Source organism: Pelomonas sp. KK5 (assembly GCF_001984095.1).
In the GTDB taxonomy this organism is placed as follows: domain Bacteria; phylum Pseudomonadota; class Gammaproteobacteria; order Burkholderiales; family Burkholderiaceae_C; genus KK5.
Genome location: NZ_LYVQ01000010.1, coordinates 1 through 17,178, shown reverse-complemented (window position 1 = coordinate 17,178; position 17,178 = coordinate 1). Strand labels below are relative to the sequence as shown.

General features: G+C 61.3%; 17 protein-coding genes and 2 pseudogenes. 5 read left to right on the top strand and 14 right to left on the bottom strand.

The annotated features are described in order from the left end of the window. Positions 1-291: 291 nt before the first annotated feature. The 5 genes and pseudogenes from B0W88_RS35285 to B0W88_RS02510 form a co-directional block, all read right to left on the bottom strand. Positions 292-639: pseudogene (locus B0W88_RS35285) on the bottom strand (TniQ family protein); the annotation flags it as partial. A gap of 31 nt (positions 640-670) precedes the next feature. Next, positions 671-1,702: a TniB family NTP-binding protein gene (locus B0W88_RS02520; RefSeq protein ID WP_077033077.1), complete on the bottom strand. Its 1,032-nt coding sequence runs from the start codon at positions 1,700-1,702 to the stop codon at positions 671-673. After that, a complete protein-coding gene (locus B0W88_RS02515; protein ID WP_144006561.1) occupies positions 1,684-3,540 on the bottom strand; it encodes a hypothetical protein in 1,857 nt (618 codons plus the stop codon). The genes B0W88_RS02520 and B0W88_RS02515 overlap by 19 nt, the downstream gene beginning before the upstream one ends. A 49-nt stretch (positions 3,541-3,589) precedes the next feature. Next, positions 3,590-4,345, bottom strand: coding sequence for a hypothetical protein (locus B0W88_RS32805; RefSeq protein ID WP_144006560.1), 756 nt, complete (start codon positions 4,343-4,345; stop codon positions 3,590-3,592). Positions 4,346-4,511: 166 nt separating this feature from the next. Beyond that, complete coding sequence (locus B0W88_RS02510) at positions 4,512-4,907, bottom strand: helix-turn-helix domain-containing protein (protein WP_083748521.1); 396 nt, start codon at positions 4,905-4,907, stop codon at positions 4,512-4,514. A 162-nt stretch (positions 4,908-5,069) separates the two neighbouring features. Between B0W88_RS02510 and B0W88_RS02505 the strand changes: the two genes are divergently transcribed. From B0W88_RS02505 to B0W88_RS02500, 3 genes are read left to right on the top strand one after another with little or no spacing between them, the layout of a single operon-like run. Then, positions 5,070-5,492, top strand: a complete 423-nt coding sequence (locus B0W88_RS02505) for a helix-turn-helix domain-containing protein (RefSeq protein WP_077033074.1) — start codon at positions 5,070-5,072, stop codon at positions 5,490-5,492. An 8-nt stretch (positions 5,493-5,500) separates the two neighbouring features. Beyond that, positions 5,501-6,202 (top strand): hypothetical protein, encoded by a 702-nt coding sequence (locus tag B0W88_RS32800; protein ID WP_144006559.1) that lies wholly within the window; start codon positions 5,501-5,503, stop codon positions 6,200-6,202. Between the two features lie 7 nt (positions 6,203-6,209). Further along, on the top strand, positions 6,210-6,758 hold the full coding sequence (locus B0W88_RS02500) for a 3'-5' exoribonuclease (protein WP_077033073.1): 549 nt from the start codon (positions 6,210-6,212) through the stop codon (positions 6,756-6,758). A 369-nt stretch (positions 6,759-7,127) separates the two neighbouring features. On the opposite strand, the gene B0W88_RS02490 is transcribed toward B0W88_RS02500, so the two are convergent. From B0W88_RS02490 to B0W88_RS35085, 8 genes are all read right to left on the bottom strand, one after another. Next, a complete protein-coding gene (locus B0W88_RS02490) occupies positions 7,128-7,682 on the bottom strand; it encodes a hypothetical protein (protein WP_144006558.1) in 555 nt (184 codons plus the stop codon). Between the two features lie 92 nt (positions 7,683-7,774). Next, a complete protein-coding gene (locus B0W88_RS02485; protein ID WP_144006557.1) occupies positions 7,775-8,305 on the bottom strand; it encodes a DUF6527 family protein in 531 nt (176 codons plus the stop codon). Continuing rightward, the gene (locus B0W88_RS02480) at positions 8,302-9,978 is read right to left on the bottom strand and encodes a phosphotransferase (RefSeq protein ID WP_077033070.1); all 1,677 of its coding nucleotides are present in this window, start codon (positions 9,976-9,978) and stop codon (positions 8,302-8,304) included. Before B0W88_RS02480 ends, B0W88_RS02485 begins: the two co-directional genes overlap by 4 nt. 1 nt (position 9,979) lies before the next feature. Beyond that, positions 9,980-11,317: a ThiF family adenylyltransferase gene (locus B0W88_RS02475; protein WP_077033069.1), complete on the bottom strand. Its 1,338-nt coding sequence runs from the start codon at positions 11,315-11,317 to the stop codon at positions 9,980-9,982. Further along, a complete protein-coding gene (locus tag B0W88_RS02470; protein WP_077033068.1) occupies positions 11,314-11,712 on the bottom strand; it encodes an E2/UBC family protein in 399 nt (132 codons plus the stop codon). The genes B0W88_RS02475 and B0W88_RS02470 overlap by 4 nt, the downstream gene beginning before the upstream one ends. Positions 11,713-11,720: 8 nt before the next feature. Continuing rightward, entirely contained in the window at positions 11,721-11,957 is a 237-nt protein-coding gene (locus B0W88_RS02465) for a multiubiquitin domain-containing protein (RefSeq protein WP_077033067.1), read from the bottom strand. A gap of 140 nt (positions 11,958-12,097) precedes the next feature. Further along, on the bottom strand, positions 12,098-13,033 hold the full coding sequence (locus B0W88_RS02460; protein ID WP_077033066.1) for a WYL domain-containing protein: 936 nt from the start codon (positions 13,031-13,033) through the stop codon (positions 12,098-12,100). 242 nt (positions 13,034-13,275) lie between these two features. Then, positions 13,276-13,410 carry a hypothetical protein gene (locus B0W88_RS35085; RefSeq protein WP_255378642.1) on the bottom strand — a complete coding sequence of 45 codons (135 nt, stop codon included), beginning with the start codon at positions 13,408-13,410 and terminating at the stop codon, positions 13,276-13,278. Between the two features lie 232 nt (positions 13,411-13,642). Here B0W88_RS35085 and B0W88_RS02455 point away from each other — a divergent pair, with 232 nt between their 5' ends. Together B0W88_RS02455 and B0W88_RS02450 are read left to right on the top strand one after the other, a co-directional pair. Then, positions 13,643-14,335 carry a response regulator transcription factor gene (locus B0W88_RS02455; RefSeq protein ID WP_077033065.1) on the top strand — a complete coding sequence of 231 codons (693 nt, stop codon included), beginning with the start codon at positions 13,643-13,645 and terminating at the stop codon, positions 14,333-14,335. Positions 14,336-14,351: 16 nt separating this feature from the next. Then, positions 14,352-16,538 carry a HAMP domain-containing sensor histidine kinase gene (locus B0W88_RS02450; protein WP_077033064.1) on the top strand — a complete coding sequence of 729 codons (2,187 nt, stop codon included), beginning with the start codon at positions 14,352-14,354 and terminating at the stop codon, positions 16,536-16,538. A gap of 252 nt (positions 16,539-16,790) precedes the next feature. On the opposite strand, the pseudogene B0W88_RS02445 reads toward B0W88_RS02450, so the two are convergent. Then, positions 16,791-17,178 (bottom strand): annotated as a pseudogene (locus B0W88_RS02445) (ATP-binding protein); the annotation flags it as partial.

Genomic DNA, 17,178 nt, shown 5'->3' with positions numbered 1-17,178 from the left:
CACGAATGACTCCCGCGTTACCAGAGGCGCAATACCTAAGGAGTGCCTGGCAAGGCGACATGCGATCCGAGCGCCTGCGACTTCAGATCTGGAAGACGCGGCGAAGGTCACACTCCGCTGAGGGTCACTCGGGATCATGAATGCCGATTCCAGCTGGTCGATCCACTTATCGCGCGAACGTGCCACCGACCTGGACAGTGCCGCCCCGCAAGCGCATTTGTATAGACACGGTCGATCGAGGTAGTTGATTTGTCTATCACAGCCCCCACAAGCGTCTACCAGCATTACGCCGTGAGTACGGCAATGGATAGAGAGCGGCTGGTCCCAGATCGCGCGGATGTATGGCACAGCATCATCGGCCAAGCATAGGGGGCAGACACGTCCTCGTGTCGACACGCGGTGCTGGCAAGCTGTGCGATTCGCGGTGTATGCATAGGGATATGGCTGAGCCATCCAGTCGTCCTGATGTCTCAGCAGGGGCCAGATCTCGCGGTGTCCGGCGTCGATCATGTCAATCGGCCTCCATCCGATGGTGGAGCCGAGGGATTTGAGGCTGGTGATGCCGTTGAAATGGGCGAATCGGAGGAGAAAGCCTTTCCAGGACTCCCCATCGAACGGCTCTGGTCGAAACAGAAACATAGTCGGGCCTTTCTGAAGCTGTCGGTCGGAGCTATGCCGGACGGCGGCTTGCCCGAGCGCCGTCGCTTGCGACCCTGTCGATACGGCGAGGCGGCACGTATTCATCAAAGTGCGGCTCACCGGGGCGATTCAAATAGCGCCAGTCTCGAAAGTCGGGCGCGAAGGGATCGATGGCGGACGCGTAGTCCAAAAACACGTCCACGTAGGCGGCCTTGAGGTGCTCGCGAGTGATGCATTCGTGGCCGGCACCGACTGCGTGGCGTACCGCGGCCATGAGCAGTTCTTTCAAATAGGAAATCCGGCCGTTTGACGCAAAGGCAAGAGCCTTTCCCAGGGCGGAAGTGGCAAGTCCAGATGTCTCGCAGAGTGGCAGTTGCTCCTCGAACTTGGCGATGAGCTTCAGATACGAAGCCAATCCCGTGGCCTTGTCGATCTCATACCCGCAAAGCGACAGTTTGCCGGGTATGCGCCTTCTAAGTTGGCCATTGGAACTGACCACGATCTCTGCCTCGGCGGTCCCAAGCATGAGAAGGATGAGCCCGCCGGCGTTGATCAGATCCCTGAAATAGTTTCCTATAACGGCGATGCCGCGGGTTGCACGCCGGTCGGGAATGTCCTGAGCGTTGTCCACGGCGACGACGGCCGTTTCGCAAGATCGAAGCAGGGCGATCGCTCGGGCCGTCTGCTCGCTCGTACTCTTGCCATGGTGCAGAGGATCTCCCAAGGATTCAAGAACTGAGTTGGAACAATTCAATGGCGTGCAAGGCATCGGCACGCTGAATGAGATGAAGGGAACAATCGTGCGGTCGGCATCTTCACGCCTTGGCCATCGCTCATGTAGATGCCGGATCAACGTGGACTTGCCTCCTCCGGATGGAGCGATTCCCAGTAGGCCAAGGCCAACGCCGGTGGCCTTGCGGCGGTCGATGCGTTCCTTCAACACTTCAATGAGCCGAACCACTTGGGGATGCGGGATGAACAGCGACTCCATGTGCTGCAGTCGCTGATCAAGGTCAACGCCCGCCCAATCCCGCCTTCCGGCTTTCATGCCGGCATCGCCCATCCCACGGCTCCTTCCGAAACTTCGACAGCGTCAAGATCTTCGTAAGCCTGCTGCAGGTCGTGTACAGCTTCAGTCTTGGTCGACGGCTTGGATCCGTTCGGCACCGCACCCGCCCGGACGGCGCGACGGCGGTCACGGACCTTTCCGCTCACGCGTAACTTGGCCGTCATCGCGGCCAGTTCGTGGCGCGTTGCAAAGAGCTCTGTAAGGGATGGATGGGTCAACTTCTTTTGCCGGCAAAGCTTGAGCACCAGCTTTTGCTGGTACAGCGTCATGTGGTGCGCGTAGGTTTGGCTTAGGCAGGGAAGGATGAGCAACTCATTCGTGCCCGGTATCGAAATGAACAGTTGACTGATGTCCTCTGCATCGATTCGTGCATCAACCAAAAGCCTGCCGCCAGGTCGCCGGATCCAGCGGCGATACAGCTCTTCGTTCTGATAGACGAGACCCATGGTGCGAACTCCACTGCTCGACCATCGCAGACCGCTTCCGAGCGGGATGGTCCTCAGCAGGCGCAACCTGCGAGGATCAGGTGGCATGCGCGCGCGCAGGTCCATTTGCCCGGCCTCGGTGTACATCTCTCGCGGCGTGCGGCCGTTGCTCATGGGTGAGTTCGAGTAGTCACCGAGCAACCATTTGAAGTACAGGCGGCGGAACTTTTCGAGCGACATGACCGCGGATTCCAATCCCTCCTTGAGAGCGTCCGGATCATCGAGAGGGCCGCGCCAGCCAGGCAGGGTCCTGAAGAAGGCGACGGTCTGCCTGTTGAGGTACTCGATCTCACGCTTGTCACGAGGCTTGAAAGGTCGGGCCCATCCAGGGTCCGCGATGTCAGCGTCCAGGCTGACGAATCGCTCGTCGTTGTACGTGGCGTTGTCGAAAATGGTTCCGCAGGGGTAGCCATACGACTCCCATTGAAGTCCGAGTCCACCCAAGCCCAAGGCAGTCATGTCCTTGACTTCGATCGAGTTGACCAGGGCGCAGATGGCCGACCAGGCGGAGCGGGGCTTGTTGTCAAACTGAACACCGACCGGAAACTTTGAGTGCTGATCCACCCCCGCGGTGATCCAAGGCCGACCCCAACCCAGGCCCGTCACTTCGTCGATGACAAAGGTTTTGCTGTCCAGATCATCGAACTCGTAGACCAAGCCCGGGGCGCCAACATTGCGTCGAACACCTGTGGCCTCATGCAGTCTGTCGGCGGGGCCTTTGCCCAGCCGGGCCACGTCCCGTTCGTAGGTGCTGACCTGACCCCGGAAGCGTCGCGTGACGGTGCTTAGGCTTGGCTTGGGGACGGCGAAGCGCCTGTCCGGTTCGAGATTCTTCTTGTCGATACGGTGCTGCAATTCCGAGTACACGCTGGACGGGCGAAGTTGGTATTTGCCGTTTCGAGCATCCACGATGACAGACGCAAGCAACTCGTCTGCTTCCGGGTTGATACGGGCTTGGTTGGCGCCGCCCCTTCGACTGAATCCGGGTATCAGCGCCGAGGCATCGTTCGCCCCTCGGGCTTCCCAGCCGGCGAGTACGACAGACGTGCGAACCGGCAGGCTGAGTTTTTGAGCCAGGTGCTGAATGTCCATGGCCCAGAGCTGCGAGGCCTTGAATCCGTAGTAGCCGATGTCATGCAGCGCACGGAGCCATCTGATCCTTACTGCGGTCTCGCGAACTGTGGCATCGCTACAGCCATCAAGTGGGAGGACTAGCAACTGTCGTCGTTCCTCATCGTTGCGCGACACCAGGTCCACGATGCTTTCCATGGACTCGGGCGTATCGATGATCGACAGCTCGCCGCAGTCCTTCAGGCTTGCCAGCCGCTCCAGAGACTCGGTCTTCAACTCGCCGGTGCTCCAGTGCCGAAGCACGGCAAGCGGATGTGAGCGTTCGTCAGGCCCCGGCTCGATCAAGCTGACGATTTGACAGACTGTTCCACCAACTCTGAGCGTCAAACCCGGAGCCCAGGAGAAAGCCGAGGCCATCAGTGATGGGGGTCGTGGAGACAATGGATCGCTCATGCAAGTCCTCCGTCAGTCTGATGTGGACGAGGCCTTGTCGTACCGCGACCAGGATGAGCGCGGGTTCGTGGCCTGCTGTCGATAGTTCGCCCGCAGTGCACCTTTGGCATGCACGCACGTGGTCCGTCAGTGCACGCAAGGCATGCGGTTCGTAGCCCGTATTGCGCGCACCACGCAATCGAAAGAAAAGGGTTCTGGCCGGTCGTGTGAACGGCCGATCCTCAGTCCATACGGTGTGAAGGACCTGAGCTGCAAGGGCTGTGGCTCGTTCGGCTTCGAACTCGGCGGCCACAAGCGGCGTCAGGTACTTTTTTGACTTCGACTGGATAATGAGACGTTGTCTGCTTCTGATTTCCACGAGGAAATCAGGGATGCGGGGTTTCGGCGCCGACTGGGGCAGCCATTCAAATGGCTGGGCCTTCCAGCGTAGGACCAGTCCGATTCTCTGGAAGTAGTCGAGCGCGTAGGCCGCTCCTTGCTCGGTGCCTTCAACCCAGACAGTCTTGCCATCGAATCGAGGCGCGAATCGCTGTGTGGCGCGGGACCGTCCACGTGGGTCGCGTGCGGGCGGTGATTGGAAGACCCAATCCGCCCAGGCATCGCTGCCAAAAGCGGCTTCTTTCGACATAGCAACTCCTGCCGACACGACATGCCTGCCGGTCGTTCACCTGACAGTGAAGGCCCGTTGACTGTGGCGGAGGAGGTGCTACTCTTGTTTTGCAGACGCTGAGGTTCCTCCTCGGCCCCACGGGCAGGCTCTCGGACCTTTCGGGAGCCTGCTTGGTGGGTTTTGATCAGTTCATGGCGACCTCCTCAACCCGCGATTGGAGATCGCGGATCAGTTCGGTAGGTAGGACATGGCCATGCCGGCAGAGAGCTTCAACCAGCTGAGCCACGCTGGACGGAAGGTCTGCAATGGCAAGCGGATTGCGTTCGCGGCGTGCTGCCGTGAGCAAGAGCGCAGTCTCGCGTTTTGCCAGACCGAGGCCCTCGGCCAGGCGCAGGGTGGTCCGTGCTGGCGGCGGCGGCCGCCGATCGTTTTCAAGGCCGCTGAGGTAGGCCGAGCTGATTCCGCAGATCCGCGCTGCCGACGCCTGTGACAGGTGCCTCTCTGTGCGTAGGCCAAAGAGCAGTGCGCCGAAGGACGGCGCGTCGACTGGCATCTGGGATGGATCAGTGAAGCGCGCCATGCTGCTTGCGGGGATCAGGCGTTCGGCGAATGTCTGGCGCGCCGTGGGCGTTCTTGCCCGCGTCGCTCGCGTCTGCTATCCGCTTGACGTGTATCCACGATGGACCTAATGTTGGGACGTGATCGAAATTTAGATCACCTTTTCAAAAGGTCAAGGACGATTGTGAAGTTCGAACGGCAGCCGCTGACCACTATCGGATCGCGGCTCAAGGATGAGCGCACCCGGCTGGGTTATAGCCAGGCGGAGCTGGCATCTCGGGTCGGAGTGACCAGGATGACGCAGGTCCGCTATGAAGCTACCGGCGCGAATTTTGACGCGGGCTATTTGCAGCAGGTCGCTCGGCTCGGTATCGATGTCAGGTACCTGCTATTTGGGACCGCGCGAAGCGACGACTCCGAGGACTGGGATCTTGAGCGCCTCGGTGCGAGTGTGATGCTCGTGTCGGCACTCGTCCGGCGGCATGGTTTGACGATTTCCAACGAGGGACATGGAGCACTTGTGTTGAAGGCCTACCGCGCTTTGGCCCAGCGTGCATCGCAGGCGGACGCGGCTGCCGTGGAGTCCGAAATCATGGACGGTAGCTGAGGCTTCGAATGGACAACGAAGGCGACAAGGCTGCGGAGGCGAGAGCGCTGGCCTTCCTGTTCGGTGAGCTTGACCGGGTACTTGCCTCAGACGGTGCTAGGCCGATCGATACGTTGATCCGGCACCGTGATCGCGTGCTGGCGTTCTCACTTTCGGTGGGCCAATGGCTGACCTGTCCGAGGCTTGCCTTTCGATACTGGCGAAGCGCAGAACGGTTGCGCGGCATTGGATTGGGCCAGCTTGAAGCGCTTGCGGATGCGATCTGGATTGCCGATCGGACGCGCGGTCAAGTCGAGTTCGGCCTATCGCTACCTTCGTGGACCTTGCAGGCGTTGCGCCATGCGGTGCAATCGCGGCGATTGAACACCAGCCAGCTGAAGCGGGCTGTCCACTCGTGGGCTTGCGTTATTGATCGGCACGGTGATCTCCGTATCGAGCCTGCGACAAGGATGCAGAGTCTCGCAGGCCGGTCGGTGTGCATCGTCGGCGCCGTCGTGGCCGCATGCATGGCATTCGTGGTCGCAGAAGCGGCATGTCGAGATTGCCCGTTGCTTTGCGTTGAACTCGGCGCGCTAAATTTTCTGCTACTCGGTACTTATGCTTCGCGCACGGCCTGGCATTTCGGACCCGGGCGGCTGCCGCATCTAGAAGTCTTGAAATTAGTCGACGCACCGCAGCGTGAGGCGATGCGGGATGTCCGCTCAGGTTGAAGGCCCAATGATCAGACTCTTTGCCGATACCGAATTCACGGACCTGCTGGATTGCGAGCTTTTGTCGGTTGGCGTTGTCAGCGACGACGGTCGCGAGTTCTATATGGAGCGGACTGACGTGGACCTTGATCGATGCGGAGACTTCGCTCGGATCGCGGTCGTGCCTCAGTTGGGTACTGCATCAGCGAGCAGGGGTACTGAAGCCGAGATCTCTCGAGCGCTCAGAGCATGGCTCGCTCAGTTCGCTGCCGAGGCTCCCGTGATCGTCTCCGTCGATCATCCAACAGACTGGGAACTGATTGTTTACTTGATCAGGGATGAGGAGTCCCTGGTGAAGCCGGCATGGGTCAAGGGCGAATCAATTAGAAGCGTTCTTGACCCTCGCCGGATTGAGGACTACTGGGTCCGTTACGGCCGCCGGAGCCATCATGCGTTGCACGATGCGCGCGCCAACCGATTCGCGTTCCTGCATGATGCCGACGCAAGCGAGAAATCGGCGGGTCGCGGGTCGTCGGGTGATGACACCGGCGGGGGCAAACATGGCTGCGGACTTTGATGCCTTTCGCGAGAAGGCGCTTGTCAAGGGCTACACCGAGGTAGTCGAGTGCCAATGGGCTTCTCAGCAGGTGGTCCCTGTTCATTCAAACCCGTACGATTCCGACATTCTGCTCGTTGATGGACAGATGTGGCTCACTCACGATGCTCGGTTCGACATATCACCTACGAGCCGGAGATCGAATGTTAGTCACCGCGGAGGTGCCGCACTCTGAGCGCTATGGACGCAAAGGCGCCACGTCTTGGGTAGCCAGAAGGCCGTGGTCCTCGGGCAGAGGCCGGGTGATGGAATAGCTTCGGTGCAGGGAGCGACCTCCTTTAAATCAGGTCTGCACTTTCCTTTGGTGTAGATGTACCTTGGGATGTAGTCTTACATGCCGATATTTTTCGACGACGCAGACGGAGTTACGGTCACTCCAACCAGGCGCCGACGCTGACACGCCAGTGCCAGGATGCCGACCACCAGTAGTGCCGCAGTCGCGGGCTCGGGAATGGTGTTGATGTCGGACACCGTTAAGGTGTACCGGCCATTGCCTTGATACTCGGTCAGCTGAAACGTACCGAGCATGAACTGCGGTTCTGCTTCGGTGCCGCTATAGAGCTGTGCGCCGTCAGTCGACAGCAGATTCAATGCCGCGTGTACGTCGTAGATGCCCAAGCCGCCGCCGCGTGCCGAATTGAAGAAGGTTAGGTCCGCCAGCCCGGCACTTGCGTTCGAGTAGGTACCGGCGACGTCCCAGACGGTGAACGAATCTCCCACGAAGACATCATTGGGCGTGGCTGACGCGGGCAGCTGCCAGCTCGCGTGGTAGTCGCCGTTCAGTTGAAACTGGTACACGGGACTGCCTATTGCACTCCCGCTGGCGATACATAGCGCGCCAATGGCCATTGCTACAGCCGCCCTCTTGGCATTGCTAGAAATCATGATGTTGTCCTCTCCGTTGTGTCTCGGGGTGATCGGGTGACTCGATGTTTAGGTCCGAAAGCTTTGTCGATGGATGGATATGTGATGCTGCGTCACGCCCTTACCTTGCGGAAAGTGCCACGCGCATCGCCCCGGCCTTCAACCAGTAGGCCGCCTGACACGAGCCGCCAACAGGCTTCTTGGACGTCCCAGGGGATCTCGCCGAGCCGGTCGGCGATCTCGACATAAGACACAAGGGCGCCTTCGGGCCAGATTGCCAGGACGCGCCGGGCCAGGTCCGTCACGTCCAGCGATGGTCCTGGCGAATTCGCCGAGCTGGTACCGCCGCCGAAGGTGACGATTTGGTCACGCCAGATGATGAAGTGCGCTTCACACCCGGTGTCCCGCCACACCGATGGAAAGAGCGTGACGCCGCTGGCGTCGCGGTACAGCCGCCAAGCCTTCCCGGCGCGCTTGTCAAGATTGACAGGGATCTCCTCGCCACATCCGCAGGGACACTTGATCACTAGCCAGCGAGGAACACCACGCTGGATCAAGACCGCATCGCCCGGCTCCTGCAGCAGATCGGTCACGCCGCCGCGAGAGGCGACCTCGGCTTTCAGGTTGATTCTGCCGCGTTTCACGTTGGGGCTCCGGTGGACTCTCTAGAGCTTAGGCCAAGGAGGATCCGCTCGCCCACGATGTAGGTCAGCGTACGGATAGCTTCGCGAGCCGTCATCCAATTCGAGGGCATCTCGTCGAACGTCACGAAGTGGGCTCCTTCGACGCCGGCGGCAAAGTCATCCGGATTGCAGGCCTTCTTGACGAAGACCGCGCCGAGCATCCACGCGTATTGCAGCTTGACACACTCCATCTGCTTGGCCTGCATCCGAATCTGTCGAATGCTGTCCATGAACCAGGCGGAAGGATTGGACGGATCGCAGTGATGGTCGTCCTTCTCGAAGGCTTCGACTTCATACAGGGGGGCCAGCGATGCCAAGATGTCCTTGGCGCTGCGCCGATCTTTGATGAAGCCATCGACAAAAAGACCCGCCTCAAGGTTGGCTGCGTCGAAGAGCAGCGGCGCGTCCGTGCTCACACGTTCCAGGTCGATGACCACGGCATCGTTGCCGCGGACCAGCACGTTGGTCGCGTGCAGGTCGCCGTGCACCATACCTGTCAATACCGGTGTGCTGGGCAACATGTCTCTGACGACCTGGAGCAAGTCGGCGATCGTGGCGGAGGCACCGAAAGCCTGTAACCGCTCAGCACGATGATCAGGAACGGCGCGAGGCTGCCCCTTCTCGTTGCTCAATATTTCTTTCAGCAGGTAGTCGCCCAATGGCAGTGGTGTTTCCTTTGCCGCCCGACGCCACGGAAGCAACGTGACGTTAAACAGGTTGGCGATCGCCGATACGCCACGGCCCTCACGGGCGCTCTCGCAAATCGTCTCTGCTCCTAACACGAAGTCGCTGACGATTAGGCCGTGGGTCGCACCGAGCACGCAGCGTTCACGACGCAGCCGCGGGCCGAGGTGGAACGGCACGTTCTCTAGCAGGGTTGTTCCATACTTGTAGAACTCGCGCGCTACCTTGACCCGTCCGCCGAGTTTGACGAAGAACTTGTACGGCCAGGTGCCGCCCAGCTCACCGTCGCGCAGGTAGGCGTATCCCTCGTACGCGCCGACGCCGGAGAGACCGTTGCCCTTGCCGAAGAGGCAGACCCGCTCGCAGTTGTGGAACGCTCGCCGTATCAGCAGGTCCGCCTCGTCCCCAATATCGATGGGCTTGCCGGCGGTGTCGCTCGCCTCAATCTTCAGCGAGTCGTAGGGTGCCGGGCCGGCCTCGTTGTGCACGATCGTGTTGGCGAACTCGTCCCAGCTCGCGTTGGGATCGACGAGATGAACAAAGGGTGCGTAGACAAAGGGGAGATCGTGATCGATCCAGTCGCCGTAGAAGAACTTTGCCTCGCGGCGGTTGTAGCCGGAGGGTGGCAGCTTCAGCTTGTTCAGCGAGCGCAGCAAGGCTTCCTTGGCCTGGCCATCCGGGGCCCAGCGGACGTAGATCCGGCAGTCGTGATTCAGGGCGCCGGCGAAGGCTTCCAACTCGCGATAGATGCCTTTTGGCGACTCGACCTGCTGAGTCAGCACAACTGCGCACGTGCGGCCCAGGAAGAAGCGCTGCGAGAGATCGCTCGTCCGTAGCTGATAGGGCTCATGCCCGCGGCGCTTCAACGCCTCCACAGCGTCGGCAGGCATGTCCCCGACGAAGCCAACTTGCCTGCGCTCGGGACCACTGCTGAACTCGGTGATGGCCATGTCAGTCCAATCGGGTGAACAGTCGACGATGGTCGCCCCAGGCCAGGGCGCCCTTCTTGGAGCAGATGAAGCAGTCCTGCTTGGGCTGCCCGTGGATGGACCGCAGGGCGGGGCTGCAGGCGTTGTACATGAGCCGCGTCGCGTCTAGCGGCGCGCCAACGGCGACGCCCAGCAGCATGGTCACTGCGAGCGACACCACTGTGCCATTCAACGACACCACGGAAGGCGCAGGCTCCCGGCTGCCAACGATGTACGGATCGACACGACGCTCGGACTCGCTCATCATGTCGCGTCGCACCTCGGCGGCATTCAACAGCTCACTGCACCAGAGGCAAGGCAGGCCTGGCGCCAGCAACTGCACGCGCCCGTAGATGCCCTTCACCTCGCCGTCGGACTGGATGATGGTCGAGCCCATGTCGATGCAGGGGATCAGGTGCTGATAGGCTACCTGCTGGATGACCGAGCGGCTGCCATGCGAGTCGGTGCAGCCCATGACCACGTCGGCCTCGATCAGGCGGCGCGCGACCGCGTCTCGCGTGACATCTCCTGCGACGGTCTCGACGCGCACGCGGGGATCGAACGAGCGGAGATAGCGCGCCGCGATTTCGGCCTTGTTGGCATGCACGTCGTCGCGCGTGGCGTTCACCACGCGGTTGAGATTGGTGGTTTCGATCTCGTCAGGGTCGATGAGGATGAACTGGCGGATGCCCAGGTGAACCAGTTGCTGCGCCATGATGGACCCGGTGCCCCCCAGGCCGACAATAGCCACGCGCAACTTCTCAAGCTGCTTCTGCCCCTCGGCGCCGAAAGCGCGAACCTGGCGGTCAAAGGCCATATCCGTCGGCAAGTCATCTGCGTCGGGGTCGAACGCGATGCTGCGTTTGCTGCCCAGCACCACGACGCGCAGCTCTTGTTCTGTACCCAGTAGCCGGGCGCGGATGCCGCCTTCGCTAAGGACAAGCGCAGCATGATCGCCGTCGACTTCGCGGTTGGTCAGGAAGGTTCGCAGCGCGTGCTCGCCCCTGTCGTCGATCTGCGAGAAAGTCGGCACGTGGTGATCGAGATGGGTGTGAACAAAGATCATCGACAGCTTGTCCTTGGCCGCCCGCTTGGTCACGCGTGCCACGAACATCGGGCTCAGCTGCGCCTCGATGGCGCTCTGCGCGGTGTACTCAGCCTCCTGCGGGAACTCGATCTCGCGCACCAGTAGCCGCCGCTGGCCATGGCAGCGCTGGCTCTGCGCCGCATACAGGACGGCACAGCGCTCGCTGTCTCCGCAAAGCAGCCGCTTGCGCAGGAGGGCCATGTCGGCCTCAGTGATGCACAGTTCGCCTGTCATCGCGCCGGCATTAAACGGTCGAGGATGGTGTGAAAGTATCCGATCAGCGAGTCTTGGTTCGGGTTCCACTTTTGCAGATGCCACGAGAACCAGGTCGTACTGCGTGGCTGGGGATCACCTGGGATCGGATTGCCGTCGTTGGAAGCTTGAGCCGTGCTGCCGTTTTCGAGCCGGAAGTTGTTCGGCTCGACCCAAAAGCAGTCGGGCTGCGCGCTGGGATAGCCCGGCGGAGCGACAAACAGCACGTCCGCCTCGGTGCGATTCCACCCCTTGACGGGCACGGCCGGGACCCTGATGAGCATGCCGCCGTTGGGCATGGCAGTCATGGTGACCTCCCCACCCCATTTCCTCTCGCGGATTCGCTTCTTTAGATCTTCGAATTGGTCCTCAAGCATCGGACACCTCAGCCAAATGTTGCGGGGGGAACAGCGAAGAAGTGCGGCTTGCGGTTAATGGCCACGCTCTCGCCGTCAGAAATTGCGCGATCGGCGGCGTCGCCTTCAGCTTCGAGGAACAGCTGATAGTCGCCCGGTACGCTGGCAATCGTCTTGATCTCCAGGCCGGTCAAGGCGGTTTTCTCGCTCTCGTACTCCTTGCCGTCGACGTAGAAGTGGTGGGGGACTGGTTTGACGTCAGACATAACGTGCGCTCCTGTTGAACGGGGACTGCAGGCGAGGGAATTGAACGATAAGTGGGGACATGGTCGGATGTTGCTGGAAGTGGATGCTGAAAGGTCTACTCAAACGACGAAGATTGGGTCGAATGGTTTCCGAATACTCCCTAGCGGGCCTGCCGGGCTGGTGAATCGGTGGCTAGTGATCGAAGCTCGCTCGACTGCTTGCGGGCTGCGGCCAGCAAGCGCCGCAGTTCGCCACAGTCCTCGTAGGCAATAGGCTGCTCCATCACCGATACGGTCTCTGGCTGATCCAGGCGGAGCTGGCGCAGGACGTACCAGGCGAGTGCCTTTCGACAGCGGATCACGAGCCGACCTTTCTTCATGCCATAGTCCATTTCCACCGCCCTGCGCTGGTCGGGAGTCAAGCCGTCGCGCGGCTGGATCACGACGTCGATGGATTCAAACCAAAGCGTGTCTTGCGCTGTATCAACTTCAGTCCGTCGCCACTGAGTGACCGCATGAATGCGCGAGAGCACGAAGTCGCGGAATTCACCTTCCTCGTGACTCCAGGCCCGCACATGCCAGCGCAGACCGTCACTGCCGAGCGCATGCGGCACGATCCACAATGCCGTCGCGCTGGGCCGGCGCATCGACTGGTAAGTGACGCGCACCTCTTCGCCGTCCCGCATTGCCCGAAGCAGGCGCAGCAGCGCTGTCGTCTGCACTGGTCGGGCCGGATAGTGGACCGCGTCGTGCGGTGGGATCCAACCAATGGCATTGGCTGGGCTGCCAGCAGCGCCACTCGCCATCTCCGTCAACTGGGCTAGGTACTGCCGCGCATCACTGGTAGGCACGAGCGGCTTGAAGCCGTCGCTGGCCCTGTACACCTTTGCACTCTTGTCGTAGAAAAGATTGTGGGGGGCGAACTCCATGTAGCGGGCCAGATCCGCCGAGGCCTGCTGGGTCGAAATGCCGAAATGCTCGACCAACTCGCCGCGATTGATCCTGCCGTCCCATTGCAGCCGGAAGTCAATAAATTCCCGGCGCCGCTCAGGGCCCCAGCGCTCAGTGGATGGTCTTGATGACGAGGAGTCGGACATTGCGTCGATTTAATTGATTGATCGCATAACTAGACGCATGGTAGTACTTGTGGCGCAGACGTGCAACTCAAGATCTCATGAGGTCTTGGCGTCCCCGTGTTCGCGGCCGCTTTTGCTCTAGTGATTGCTCCGGAGTCGGATCTCAAGGCAATCGAGGGTCGAGAGACACGGGTTGGTGGAGACCGCCGGGCGGCGGCTCGGTGGTCTCCTTCATCGACTCTTGTACTGATGTCGGCGTCGGGTCAGCGCTTGTGCTTCGTCGGATCCACGAGCACGTAGCCCTGACCCGGGCGGGGCGTGGGCGGCAGGGGCTTACCCTGCACGCCCGTCACCTCGTTGCCGGTGGCGGGATTCTTGTACTGGCCAGACTGGGGCACCGGGGTGCCGGGTTTGAGTGTTTTAGGCATAGCGAGGAGGTTCTAATATGTCTGCCGGATTGGCATAGCCAGTCTAGAAATGTCCCTCTCAAATGGGCGGGGTATGGCACGCGACTCTCTTGAGACGGCGCTCGCTGTTCTCAAGCCGCGCTGAGTCGTGTCAAGAATCCTGCACATCCATCAGGACCAGGCTGTGCGATGCTGCGGTCACTTTTCGCTGGAGACCACTGCCGTGCCGACGATCGCCGTCATCGAAGACGACTTGGCCATGAACGACCAACATCGGCGCATGCTCACCGAGATCCCCGACGCACAGGTGCACCAGGCCTTCAACACGGCGCAGGCGCAGCGGTTAATCGACTCGATGGACTTCGACCTCTTGGTGCTGGACATCGAACTGGAGCCAGGCGCGGTTGCACCTAAGGGCGGGATCGACCTGTTGGCACGCTACGGCGCTACCAAGACCATCATCATCGTCACCGGTATGCCGGAGCAGAACCTCCATGAGATCTCGCTCCAGCTGAAGGCCTTTGAGTTCGTGCGCAAGCCAGTCAACCCAACTGACTTTTTGAACAAAGTCAAGCATGCGCTCGCGCTGCGCGACCTGCAGGCCTTCAAGGCAGCGTCTGGACGCAAGTGGCCGGATGGCCTATCTACTGAAGCCAATGGCCTACCGGGCTTCCTGTGGAACAAGCGCCCGGTGAATCTGAGCATCATTGAACTGAAGATGGTGCATCTGCTCGCGCAGGCTCCTGGCCGTACGGTGGGTTACACCGAACTGACCGAGGTGCTGAAGTCTGGAAATTCGACGCGCGTCGTGCATCAGCACATGTCGAACGTGCGGCAGCATTTCCGCGACGTGGATCCAGACTTCGACCGCATTGGCACCGACCCGATGAAGGGCTATGTGTGGAAGGTCGACTGACCTTCCACGTGAACGCATGAGCCTGCTACGAAGGTTTGCTCTCCTGCTGTCCAAGTGGGTCTACACGCTGGGCATTGTGCTGGGGGCGTTGTCAATAACCGGACTGCTGCTGTTCGCGCTCTACGACTGGGTGACTTCGGCCCGGGCCAGCGAGCAGCAGGTCCGCGAAAACACGCTATCGGCCGAGCTTTCCAACTTCCTGCTGTCCACGCGCGAGCCGGACGGTTCCTCGCTGCTAGAGAATCCACAGGACTTTTCGCTGGCTGAGCGGCCGATGCGTTTCGTGCAACTCCGGAAGTCCTTTTTCAGCTACGTTCTCAATCGCGAGAATGCAAGGCGCTTGACCTCCGAGAAGATCGTTTGGGATTCCCCGAGGCCTTGCACACTGGAGTTCGCCGGGAAGGAGAATGTCAAGAAGAACGGCAAGGACGTCGGCAAAGGAACCGCCGATGCGTTGCCATTCACGGTCCAGGCGTGCTTTGCCGCAGTGCCCGGCGAAGCGACCGGACGCTTCGGTTACTTCGCTATCCGCTATCCCGTCGAGCAGCTGCGCCGTCATCGTACCGGCGCGAGCGTCGTCGGCGTGGACCGGATCGTGCTGCGTTTCGGAGCGAAGCTACCTCCGGTCGTGCTGGTCTATCGCACCCCGGCCCTAGCGGTCTCCCGCTACCCATCCCAGTTGGAACGATTCGCCGGGATTCACGAGATGGCGGCGTTCCTCGCGAGCGCCCCCGAGCGTCCGCTGCGTCAGTTCAACGCCCAGGCGTTCGAGCGTGCTGGCGAGGGCGAAGACGTCCGCAACTACGTGACGGTGCTGGGGCGCATCGATGCTACCTTTCTGGACCCGCAGGCCGAATCGAGTGAGACGTGGCCTTCGCCAGCGCTTGGAGCTCTGGCTGTAGGGATTGACGTGTACCGGCGCGGCGCCGATGGAATCGAGTCGGTATTTACCGTCGCGCCAAATACCAAAGGGCGGGCGCTCGTTTCCCTGCAGGGTGCTTACCTCTCCAGCGTGCCTTCTCAATCCGCTTTGACTGTCATCAAGTACGCGCAGGGCAAGGCCGAACCGGTTTGGCGATCGGCGGACCTGCACCTACCCACGCCGCCGCGCCGGATGGACTGGCAGCAGCGAGTGTCGGACGCTTGGGCACAGGTGCTGCTGGCCACGAACCGGCCCTCGCAATTAGCAACCTACGACATCCAGTTCCGGCTGCCGGCGCCCACCGGAGCCTTGACCGCTAGCTTGATCTCGCCGGCAGCGGTTCTGCCGCCGGCCGCCACCCGCGCCGTCGGCTGGCTCACCGCGGCGCTGCTGATCGTCATGGGTTTGGCGGCGTTGTTCATCTTCGCCGTCGCCAAGCTGCGCGTATTCACGCGCGGAGCATGGAACCTCGTCTCCAACAAGACGATTCTTGATGAAGCAAAAATCCATCTCAAACGCCGCGACGAGATCTCGACACTGTGGCGGGTGCTGACGGTGCAGTACCGATGGAACCAGAAGAACATCCGCCAGCGTGTGGCGGCGATTCAGCAGGCCGCCGCCGAGAAGGCTAAGGAAGTACGGGTGCTGCAGGCGCGACTGGAATTGCGTCAGGAGCGGCTGGCCGCGATTGGCCACGAGATCCGCTCGCCGTTGGCAAGTCTGATGGTCCGCACCCAGGATCGTGACGACATCCAGCGCTACTTGCATCGCATCCACAACGCGATCGAGGCCATGTTGGAGGCGGCAACCGTCGAAGACGGTATCCAAAGTCAGCAGATCGTCTGCCAGCCGTTGGACCTGGCGACCTACCTGCAACGTCTAGTCGAAAACTCCGTAGACCTAATTGTCGATCTGCGCTACGAGGGACCGGTCGCCGGCGTGAAGTGCGCCATCGACGAGTTCTATTTCGATACGGTCCTGCATCACCTGCTGAACAACGCGGACCGGCACCGGACGCCGGGCACGCCGATCACGGTTCGATTGACTGTTCAGCGTGATCGCGGTGACGCGGTGCTTGAAGTCTGCAACGACGGGACGCTGATCCCGGGTGAGCGTCTGAAGTCGATCTTTCTGTACAAGACGAGCGATAGCCCAGAGCCTCGCAACAAGGGGCTTGGCTTGTACTCGGCAAAGTCCTATCTGATGGGCATGCGCGCGACGATAGCTGCGGAGAACCGGCAGGCAGGCGTCGCCTTCGTCATCCTGCTGCCGCTTGTATGAGGCAACTGCTAGACCTGAGCGCGGCGATTTCTACGCAGGGCCAACGGCAGTCTAGGTCATCGGTATTTCATGGCTTCGTTCGGATGGCTTTTGGCTTTGTCAGTCAATTCGAGGAAGGACAGACGCGCGAGACCGACTCACACCAGATAGGCTCGTAAGTGTGACGAAGCGGGGTATGCAACTGTGACTAACTGACGTCTAAGTCGTTGAAGGTGCGTCTTGACAAGTTGCTCGAACTTTGACGACGCCTACCGGCCTCGGCGGTGAACCGCCGCCGACCAGCGCCGCCGCCGAAGCGCTGTGGTGGGGGCTGCGGCCCGAGCGCATGCCCCAGCGGGCGGGATCGAACTGGCCGGCCAGGCTCAGCACCGCGGCCGACTCCAGTGCCTCCTCCTCGTTCAAGGGCGGTAGCAGCCCGGCCAGGCGCTGCGCCAGCATCGACTTGCCGGTGCCCGGCGGGCCCGACATCAGCAGCGAATGCGCGCCGGCGGCGGCGATCTCCAGCGCCCGCTTGGCGCCGGCCTGGCCCTTGATGTCGCGCAGGTCCGCCTGGGCCGGCGGCAGCGCCCGCGGCAGCGGCTCGGCCCTTGGCAGCGCAGACTCGCTGCCCGGCACCAGCGCCGCGACGACGTCGAGCAGG